7 protein-coding genes and 1 pseudogene are annotated in these 10,075 nt (G+C 43.2%); 7 read left to right on the top strand and 1 reads right to left on the bottom strand.

Annotated elements, in window-relative coordinates; translation table 11 throughout:
* The 7 genes from QUB51_RS13620 to QUB51_RS13590 form a co-directional block, all read left to right on the top strand.
* Positions 1-748 (top strand): tetratricopeptide repeat protein (locus QUB51_RS13620; RefSeq protein ID WP_333261432.1); only part of this gene is annotated, 748 nt, incomplete at its 5' end.
* 553 nt (positions 749-1,301) lie between these two features.
* Positions 1,302-1,760 carry a hypothetical protein gene (locus tag QUB51_RS13615; RefSeq protein ID WP_333240658.1) on the top strand — a complete coding sequence of 153 codons (459 nt, stop codon included), beginning with the start codon at positions 1,302-1,304 and terminating at the stop codon, positions 1,758-1,760.
* 335 nt (positions 1,761-2,095) lie between these two features.
* Complete coding sequence (locus QUB51_RS13610; RefSeq protein WP_333207848.1) at positions 2,096-2,968, top strand: hypothetical protein; 873 nt, start codon at positions 2,096-2,098, stop codon at positions 2,966-2,968.
* A gap of 5 nt (positions 2,969-2,973) precedes the next feature.
* Positions 2,974-5,088 carry a hypothetical protein gene (locus QUB51_RS13605; RefSeq protein ID WP_333261435.1) on the top strand — a complete coding sequence of 705 codons (2,115 nt, stop codon included), beginning with the start codon at positions 2,974-2,976 and terminating at the stop codon, positions 5,086-5,088.
* A gap of 162 nt (positions 5,089-5,250) precedes the next feature.
* Positions 5,251-6,384, top strand: coding sequence for a patatin-like phospholipase family protein (locus QUB51_RS13600; protein ID WP_333057349.1), 1,134 nt, complete (start codon positions 5,251-5,253; stop codon positions 6,382-6,384).
* A 265-nt stretch (positions 6,385-6,649) separates the two neighbouring features.
* Positions 6,650-8,317 (top strand): ABC transporter ATP-binding protein, encoded by a 1,668-nt coding sequence (locus tag QUB51_RS13595; RefSeq protein ID WP_333057350.1) that lies wholly within the window; start codon positions 6,650-6,652, stop codon positions 8,315-8,317.
* A 203-nt stretch (positions 8,318-8,520) separates the two neighbouring features.
* Complete coding sequence (locus tag QUB51_RS13590; RefSeq protein WP_333207852.1) at positions 8,521-9,381, top strand: class I SAM-dependent methyltransferase; 861 nt, start codon at positions 8,521-8,523, stop codon at positions 9,379-9,381.
* A 441-nt stretch (positions 9,382-9,822) separates the two neighbouring features.
* On the opposite strand, the pseudogene QUB51_RS13585 reads toward QUB51_RS13590, so the two are convergent.
* Positions 9,823-9,996: pseudogene (locus QUB51_RS13585) on the bottom strand (ISAs1 family transposase); the annotation flags it as partial.
* Positions 9,997-10,075: the final 79 nt, after the last annotated feature.

Raw genomic sequence — 10,075 nt, 5'->3', positions numbered from 1 at the left:
CCCCCTTTTTAAGGGGGATTTAGGGGGATCTAACCGTCGTCTCCCAGATCCTCTCGATCCCCCCCAGCCCCCCTTAACAAGGGGGGAGCTAGAGCAGGCAAAGTCTTCTAACTGCACGGGGGGAACTCCTCTGGAAGTCCCCCTTTTTAAGGGGGATTTAGGGGGATCGAACCCTGAAGTAACCCTTGCATCAATAGTAGAAGAGATGCTCGATCGTTTTCCCGATCGCTGGAGTGTTTGGACGACGGCGGGGCGGGTGTTGGTGGAAAGTTTTCAGGAGATTGAGCGAGGGTGTGGTGTCTCTGTGCGGGGGACGCAACTTGAGCCGCAGTTACCTGATGCTTGGTTTGGTCACGGGCGGGTGTTGGCGCTGGCGGGGAAACACCGGGAGGCGGTGGAGGCTTTGGCGCAAGGATGGCAGTTGCTACCGGAAGAGGGGCGTTATCTGCAATCTGTGTCTGCTGCGGTGTGGCTGGGGGAGAGTTATCGAGTGTTGGGGGATGAGGTGGCGAGTCGGAAATGGTTGGAAAAGACTGGTCAGTCTCAGGAATTGATGGAGTTTGACCCGGCTATGGCTGGTTACTGGCAAGGAAGAGCGTTGTTGGGGTTGGGGGATGTGACGGAGGCTGTGGAGGCTTATCGAAGTGCGCTGAGTCGGCGGTTGCTCTACCCTTTTCGCGGGGAGGTTGAGGAGGCTGTGAAACGGTTGAAAGGTAAGAGGCGAAAGGGCGATCGGGCTAAAGCGTAGATCCTTGACTTCTTAGAGAAGTCGGGGAGCTGAACCTCTCAGAGTGCATTGAGTTAGGAAAAAACAGCCTCTAACTCGAAAAATTCAGAAATTGACCTCTGGATTCGTCTTATAGGTGTAGAGACAAAAATCAAATTTCGTCTCGACTAATCTCGAACAAAATTGAGGATAAAACCTCAATCAGAAACAACAACTAAAACTAGCAAAAAGGAGAAAAATAATGCGACGCTTGAGATTCTAACATCAAAAATCAATTCTGATAGTGGAATATTTATCAGTAATTGAACATCTGTGATTAAAAATTGATGTAGTAGGGTAGGCACTGCCGTCAGCGCCTACCCTAGATATTTTGTTGCTGACCTTAAGTTAAGGACAAAACCTGGTGCAATGGGTGGAAATTAAAATTCTTGTGCTGAGGGTACGTTGATCTAGGAAAAAACAGCCCCTAACTCGAAAAATTCAGAAAGTGACCTCTGGATTCGTCTTATAGATGTAGAGACAAAAATACAACTTCGTCTCGCCTCAAATCAGAAAATCGACAAGTAACACCATCATGAATTCAATGAAAAAAACTATGCGATTGGCCAAGATTTTGGCATTTGCTCTGTCAGTTTTGATCTTCTGTTTTCCTACAGCAGCAATGGCAGATACTTGCTCTTCTCCTGAAAATCCTGTAATTCCGCAGCCATTGAGACAGATTAAAATTGATAACGGAAGTTTCAATGTTGATACAAATATAAGATGCCTGAAAGAATCAAAAAGAATTGACACTGCTGTAGTTTCCTTAGAGCCTTCTACTGCAACTGGAATAATTGACAAGATTGAAATTACTGGTCCTGGGGGAAAACGTGAGTTTGGTTGTATGCCTAGCAAAGTGCAGCAAGGTACTAACCTAATTGAATTATGCGGTGGACCAGCGATTTTAGAAGCTGGAGATGTCAGATATCAGGCACAAGGAAGTGGTTTTGGAACAGAACCCGCGATCTTAAGCATTAACTTCAAATCTAACTAAGGGTAATCAAAAAGATAACACTCATTAGTTGGGATAAAAGAGTTTATCTAGCTGTCCTTTCAAACACACATAGCTAAATATTATTCAATATATAACTATTTGTGTTTAAATTTTATGCGATTTTTGCTCATACCAATTTTTTATGAGGCTGCATAGAATCCGATCCCCCCTAACCCCCCTTAATAAGGGGGGGACAAGAGGGTGCTCAAAGTCCCCCTCCCGCGGGGGATGCGAGGGGGATCGAAATATATGCAACGACCTATTAAATTGGTATCAGCTAATAAAGTTAACCATAAAAGCCGCAATATAACTACTGAAAATAACTCATTTAATCCATGATAAACATTCAAAAAAGCCCTAGGGGCAAAATATTCAATTCTGACTTAGCTTTTATCGCATTCTGTTTCTTCATAGCTTTATTTGGATTGGGTTATACTCTGACAATATTGCCAGAAATCGCACAATCTCAGTTAGTCAATCCAAATAGAATCTGTATTACTGGCGGTTGGAAATTTGGCTTAATTGTCACGCACATTCTCACTTTTGCGCTGATTCCGCTAGCAATGAGAATTTTTTACGACGGTTTAAAAAATTTGGGATTGGGGTTCAAAGTGATTTTTGCTTCCCAACTAGGTCTAGCTTTTATTATGGTAGCGATCGCCGCTGAAATTGGCTGGCACGTTACCCAATGCTGGTATTATCAAAACGATTTCACCATGCTGAATTTTATGTTCTACTTTTTCTTGATTTCAGCATTTGTATTGTGGTCAGATGGCCTGGTTATCAAGACAACTGCCCTCACGAGATTAGTTAACATTTTGTTCGCCATCAGTTTGTTGGTTATATCAATTTTATACCCTTTAGGTTATAAAGCTGACAACCCTACCTTTAAAGTGCCAATTTATATTGCACTTACTATAGTTTTTGGAGTCTTGACCTACCGAGGTTATCAGCTTCTCAAAGATTGGAAGATTATTCTAGTCCCAATTTTTTCAGTAGGAGTCAACTTAACTTTTGTATTTCTTCTAGACAAATATGGAGGCGATCCCTATACCAACCCCCAAGTCGCTTTAAATGCTTTATTTCATATTCTTCATGACTTAGGTGGAACAGAAGCAGGAGTTGCTATCTTCACTTGGTTAGTTTACAGCAAAGGCATTGCTGAATTCAGTCACGCAAATCAAGAAAAATTAGCAATAGAAAATTAGCAAATATGGTTATATCAATAGCTGATTCCTTGCCGATTAACAACATTTTGTTCATGATTTATCCCCTTGGACATCTCGGTATAGCTCTGATTGAATGGGTATTACTAGGTTGGGGGATTCTGCTGTGGCGACTATCACCCAGCTTAGCGATGATTGTTTTACCTTTATTGCTAGCCAGCCTTAGCTATGACAATTTCATTCTGTCCATAGGAAATTTAATTGGTGAAGGAGAGCTTTTAGAAATTCTCAGTAGGGTTCGCTTTCTCTTGCACGACTTAATTGTGCCGCTGTTCATTGTAATTGGTGTTGAACTTGCTCACCGTGCTGGAGCAGCTTGGGCGACTACAATAGTGCGAGTTTTATCTTGGGTAGTTGCATTCGGACTCGCGGGGATAGATATTACCACCAACTACATAGGATTGGAGTTGGAGCCAAGGTTTTTTGCGGAAATTTTGCGTTATAGCCCTGCTAACTTAACTGGCCCACCAATTATTACCATTGTAGTTAATTTGTTCATGCTACTGATTGGTATCGGTATCTGGGTCAGGCTGAAATGGTCGTGGTTATTTGTAGGAACATTTATTGCCCTACTTGGTAATGCTATGCCTTCATCTACAGTAGGTACACTCCCTGGTAGCGCATCTGAATTAGTAATGGCTCTAAGTTTGCTGTTAACAGAGGATAAAGTACAGATAATCGGCAAAAAACTAGCTAGAAACCAACAACAAGAGAATATATTTATGGTCAATAAAAATCCCGAAGCCGCGTTTGAGTGGGAGCATATTATCCCCAAAGATGGCTACAAAATATATCAGTCAGGGAGTCACATTAAAGGAAATTTTATCCAAGTTTTCGCTCCTGATGCTCCTTGCCGGGATGGGGAAGGAAAACTGAGGTTAATTACTTACTTGCACGGCTTTGCTTTGTGTCTGCCAAAATTCTATGAATCTCATTTAGAAGAATTGGCTAAGCAAGGCTATTATGTAGTTTTTCCTGATTTTCAAAACAGCCGCTATCCCGACGATATAACAACAAACAAAGCCAGTGAAGAAAAAGAACCCTTATCTTTTTGGTTGAACATTTTGAGTAAAGTAGTTTCAAAATGGGATAAATTCAAGATAGAGGATACTTTACTGCAATATCGGCGAAAGAAGATTGGCCCGGTTGTCCGCAAGCTCCTCAAACCTACCCTGTTCAAGTACCTTCGCCTTTCCTTAGCCTTGGTCGTACTATTTTTAGTAATAAAATTGTTCAAAAACCGCTATGGAAAGAATCTGAAGCAGCTTATTTACACTGTTGACCTCAGTCTTTTACACAGTCCCGTGGAATGGATTCAACAAGCTATCGGCCTAACTGATGCAGCTTGGAAAAAATTAGGTCAAGATAATCCCAGTCTTGCTCAATCGGAGTTTGATTTTTATGTGTTCGGTCATTCTTTGGGAGGATTATTAGCCATGAGTTGGCCTCTCTATATCGAGGAAAATCAACAAAAGTTTTTACCCAAACAGATTCTTACTGCCGCTCCAGCCCCAAGTACGGAAATGGGCATTCCTCAGATAGCCATCTGGATTTTAAAAATCTTCAATTCTCCGTTTACTGCCAAACCAATAAACATCCGTCAAATCGGCAGTAGGTTAATTCTACCCATTGGAATTTTGCATGGAGAAGATGACAAAATTGTGAAGCCTGGTTTTTGGATTGACCGCGCATTTGGGCAAAAAACATCTAATTTTGATTGCATCGCTAGTCACACGAAGAAAATTTACTTTTCGCTGTCTAATAAGGAGTCGAATCCTCCCTTAATTGCCTTTCACAACCAGGCCGTAACCGACACCACGTATTTTGATGATGCGTTATTTGCCAAGTTAGGTGGAGTCAAGAAACAGCCAAATATTTATAATAGCCAATATATTTGGCGAGGGTTCGATCTGGTCATGACAAACCAAGCCGATGTTAACGAGTTACTCGATAAATTCAACCAGCCAGGAAGTTTGATCGAAGTAACAGATACTTTGCCCGAAAAATCTATTGATTTTACCAAGATAGCGATCGCTCTGTTAGTTGGGCTGACTTTTTTGGGGTTAGGATATTGGTTCTGGCAATATTACACACCTGTGTAATCTCAACCCATTCTCGGAGCTCTAAAAATTCAGATATTCACCAGGGCGATCGTCTAAAAATGTAACAATGAAAAATGACAGCTAAGATTTCGTTCTCAATTCCAATCCTAACTAAAGGTTAGGCACTGTTCACTTAAAAATTAACCGATCGGGGAGGATACCATGACATTCAAAATTCTCAGCTTAGATGGCGGCGGCATCCGGGGAGTATTATCTGCTACAATTCTCAAGCAGGTAGAGACAACCATACAAGAAAAGACTGGTCAGAAATTGCATGAATATTTTGACTTGATTTCTGGCACATCCACTGGCTCAATTCTGGCGGCGGCGATTACCTGTCAGATGAATGTTCAGCAAATGATTGATTTCTACTTAGAAGAGGGAAAAAATATATTCCTACCGTCGGTTCGTGAGGCTCGAAAATGGAGAAAAGTAAGTCAAGCTCTCGGCAGTAATTTGTTATACCCCCACGAACAGGGAGAGCAGGGTTTAGCTAAAATATTGCAGAAAAAATTGATTCACCCGGAGTTGGGCTCTCCGAAAATGAGCGAGATCGATCGACCCTATATTCTGATACCTGCTTATGACGTTTATTCCCGAAACACAACGTGGTTTACGAATAACCCGGCCGATGCAAAAACGTGGTACGACAACATTGAACTCTGGAAAATCTGCACTGCCTCAGCATCAGCACCCACGTTTTTCCCCCCTTACAACCTCCCCTATAACGAGGAGCAAAGTCTTCCCCATATCGATGGCGGTGTCTCAGCCAATAACCCGGCGTTAGTGGCGATCGCCCACGCTTTGTTGATTGAAAAACAAAACAAATTACAATTGAGCGATATTGCTGTCCTCTCCATTGGCACTGGCAATACAACTTGTCCCTACAGCTATGAAGAGATCAATGAGTGGGGACAGTTGGGCTGGGCTCGGCGCCTACCGGATATGTTCATGAATCCTGCTGCTCAAAATTCTGAAGCTATCTGTTACCAAATCATGGAAAGTACAGGGGGGGATTATCTGCGTTTGGATTTCGATCTAAACCAGCGCTTCCAAGGAGAACAACAGCCCGGTCGTCTGCGACGCACGCTGACCAAGCGAGAAAAGCCCTACAACGAATACATTAAAACACAGAAGAATCAGTCTAAAGAAATCAGCGAAGAGATCGACAATCCTGACAATTGTGAAGAACTGAAAGATGCCGCTGAATGCTATCTCGATTGTGGAGAAGTTTACTATAAGAACCAAAAGGTTCCAGTTGTAGAGGCAATTCAACAGTTTATCAAGTTGGATTAGCATTGCTGCTTTAACCACCGGCAGCATCTCACTTTGGCAGCCCAGCTAGAAATCTAAGTTGTGAGGCAGGAGGCAGGAGGCAAGAGGCAGAAGGAAGGAGCCAGAAGAAGTGTTTTTACAAATATGAGATGCTCCCTTAACCACCTTCCCCTACTTGCCGAACCTCTGCTCTTTAAAACAGCCCCTGCTTAATAAGAATGCTATCCAAATTAAAACTGCCAAAGTAAAAGTATAAATCGTGCCTGTAGACAAACTCCCCTAACTCATGGAACTTATTTGGTTCTTTAAAACCCTCAACAAATACATTGCCTCCTACAAATGGCAATTCATTTTACTCTTTATCTGCCTGATATTCGACGCAGCATTCGATTCAGTCTTCCGAGCCAGCTTAAAATTTATCATCGATGCCGCCATCGTTCCCCAAAACTATAGTCTTCTGGTTCTAATCCTGTCATTGCTAGTCGTCGGAGCAATTCTATATGCCTGCATCGGTTTGCTAGGAATTTTCCTCGGAGCGCGTTTGGGCATTTTAATCACCAACAATATCCGACACTCTCTATTCGAGCATCTCCAAAGCCTTTCAATGGAGTTTTTTGGGCGACGTTCAGCCGGGGATATTGTCAATTGTCTGATTGCCGATGTCCAAAAGGTGGAAAACGGTGTAATTACAATGGGGCTGACAGTTGTTGTGTTAGAACTGTCTAACTTCCTATTTTCTCTGGTTTTCCTCTTCTTCCTCAACTGGCAATTAGCCCTGCTCAGTTTAATCGGTTTAACCCTCTGCACCATTGCCCCAGCAAAAATAGCCAGCCTTGCCACCGAAGTCGGCTATAAGTTGCTGCAAAAAGAAGGACAGATTGCCAGCGTCGTCGAAGAGAATATCCTCTCGCAAACCGTTGTCAAGATATTCGGGCTGGAGAACCAAATGACTGAGGATTTTTCCAGGGATTTGAATGACTTAAAACAGGTTTATGTCCGCGCAACCTTTCTCTCCTACTTAGTGCAGAAAGCTCCCATGATTGGTTTTGTCATGACGCAGCTTATCGTTTTAAGTATTGGTGCAGTGATGACCTACAGGAACACAATTTCTGTAGGAACTCTTACCTCCTTTCAAGTTTTAATGCTAGGATTGAATCTCAATATTCTCGGTTTAACTTCGTCACTGCCTGCATTTATCGATGGAGTAGCAGGGCTGCAACGCATCAGCGATATTTTATCAGAAACTCCGGCGATTCAGGATGCACCGGGTGCGATTGATTTACCTCACTTTTTCAGTGATATTAACTTTGACAATGTTACCTTTAGCTACTCCCAAGATAGAGGAGGAGTTAAAAATCTATCCCTGAAAATTCGCCAAGGAGACTTCGCGGTATTTGTCGGTGAAAGTGGAGCCGGCAAAAGTACAATTGTCAACTTGCTGACGCGATTTTATGACCCTGATAAAGGACGCATTCTGTTTGATGGAATTGATTTGCGTCATGCAACAATACGCTCCCTTCGTTCTCAAATTGGACTGGTTTCTCAGGATGTAATTCTCTTTAATTGCTCGGTGCGGGAAAACATCCGCATGGGCTATCTACAAGCCTCTGACGAACAAGTCGAAGCCGCAGCCAAAGCCGCCGAGATTCACCAATTTATTTTGTCCTTACCCCAAGGCTACGACACACCAGTTGGTGACAGGGGCGGACAGTTATCAGGGGGACAACGGCAAAGAATTGCCTTAGCTAGAGCCTTGGTAAGAAATCCAGCAATTCTGATTCTGGATGAAGCCACATCCGCCCTTGACCCCGCCACAGAAGCCGAAATCCTCGCCACTATCGAGCGCATCACCAAAGAACGCACAGTGATTTTCATCACCCACCGCATGGCCCATGCCTTGCGTGCGGATGTCATGTACGTGCTGGAAAACGGCAGCTTGGTTGTTAGCGGTTGACACCAATTTTTTATGAGGCTGCATAGAATCCGATCCCCCCTAGCCCCCCTTAATAAGGGGGGGACAAGATTCCGCTCACTCAAAGTCAACCCCTACTCCCCTTCTTAAGGGGGATTTAGGGGGATCGAGATATATGCAACTTCACATTAAATTGGTATGACACACAGATTTGACCTGTACTGAACATTTTGGAGTTAAAAATTATGACCGGCACAAATGATTACAAATGGCTAATTCCCTCTTCTGCTAACCTAGGCTCGAAATCTCTTGAAGAAGAGAAAGCTTTATGGGATAAAAGTCACGAAGATTATACCAACACCTCTTTCAGCATCACCCAAGACCCCAAAATCTGCAAAAACTTAATCCGTCCAGAGCGTTCTCCCGGCTATGATATTTCCAACTCGCCTGACATCAAAGTCCTAATTCCCGGTTGCGGCTCGGAAATTTATCTTCAGAAAACTTTACTAGAATTTTGCCCCCAAATTGGACAAATCTACTGTACCGATTTTTCCAAAACAGCGATTGAAAAAGCACAAGGAAACTGGAAAACAGCAGATGGAGATTCCCGACTCAACGATCGGCAAATCGTGTTTGAGGAAGTTGACTCCACGCGAATCACCGAACAAAAACCGGAGTGGAACGAGAAATTTGATTACGTCCTACTCGCAAATTCCGTGGTTTCCAGTGAGGATAAAACCAACCGCGAGATGATTCGGGAATTTGGGAAAGTTCTCAAGCCCGGTGGCAAGATATACGGATATTTTCCAACCACCTTATGCTTCTTAGAAATTGCCTATTTTAGTCGCAAACACGCTCACTGTGTTACAGAGGGATTTATCGATGTCTACGGCAATAAAGTTTGGGATGCTGAGTGGCAAGAGGCTCAGATTTATTACACTCCCTTGCGGTTAAATCGCATCTTTAAAGAAGCGGGATTAAAACAACTCAGTTTGGAGATGCAGTTTTTGGACTATGAGCCTTTTGTTTCCATGTTTAAAGAGATGATAGCTCATGACGACCCGGATATCTTTCTCTGGCATCTTCTAGTTCGTTATGAAAAATAGGACTTAGGCATTTGGGCGAAGCATCTGGCTTGATGCTTCGTTTCACTCAGCATGACACATAGGCTTTGCGTAATTAGGGACACCGCCCCGTGCCCTTCTTGGTGTCAACTTAACGTCAAACGTAGTACGGGTAAACTGTCTGACGATTAGGGCTCGATCCCCCCTAGCCCCCCTTCTTAAGGGGGGGACAAGAATCTTCTCAAAGTCAACCCCTACTCCCCAACAATCAGGGGGATTTAGCAGGGTGGATTAATTGTCAAAAGAGTAAACCAGTGGGGTTAGGCTATTTGCTGACGAGCACGCGCCAGATTTAATTGGTTTGTCTTGATGAGATAAACCGAAAAGTAATTCGCTAACATATTCAAGTTGATTGGCCATAAATCTTAAAGCTTCAGGAAGTGTATTTGTACCGAGCATCCAAGCTAGAGATAGTAAAAATTGTCTGACCATTGCCCAGTTCGCAGGTGCATTGTCACCTCGATGGATGCAGTTATCCTCATTTAACGTCACATCTTTAACCCAATGCAGCCGATTCTCTATTAACCAATGTCCTCGAATTGCCGACGCAAATTGGCTTGCCGACCAATCCTTACTACTTAAATAATAATGCGTTTCATGGAAATCAACTAACCGACGACGACTTTTTTTGCCTGACCACCTACTGCCAGTTCTTTTGATAGCAATTATATGTTTG

The organism is Microcoleus sp. AT8-A3, assembly GCF_036705675.1.
In the GTDB taxonomy this organism is placed as follows: domain Bacteria; phylum Cyanobacteriota; class Cyanobacteriia; order Cyanobacteriales; family Microcoleaceae; genus Microcoleus.
Note: the sequence above shows the minus strand (reverse complement) of the source record. Positions and strands in the feature narration are given on the sequence as shown.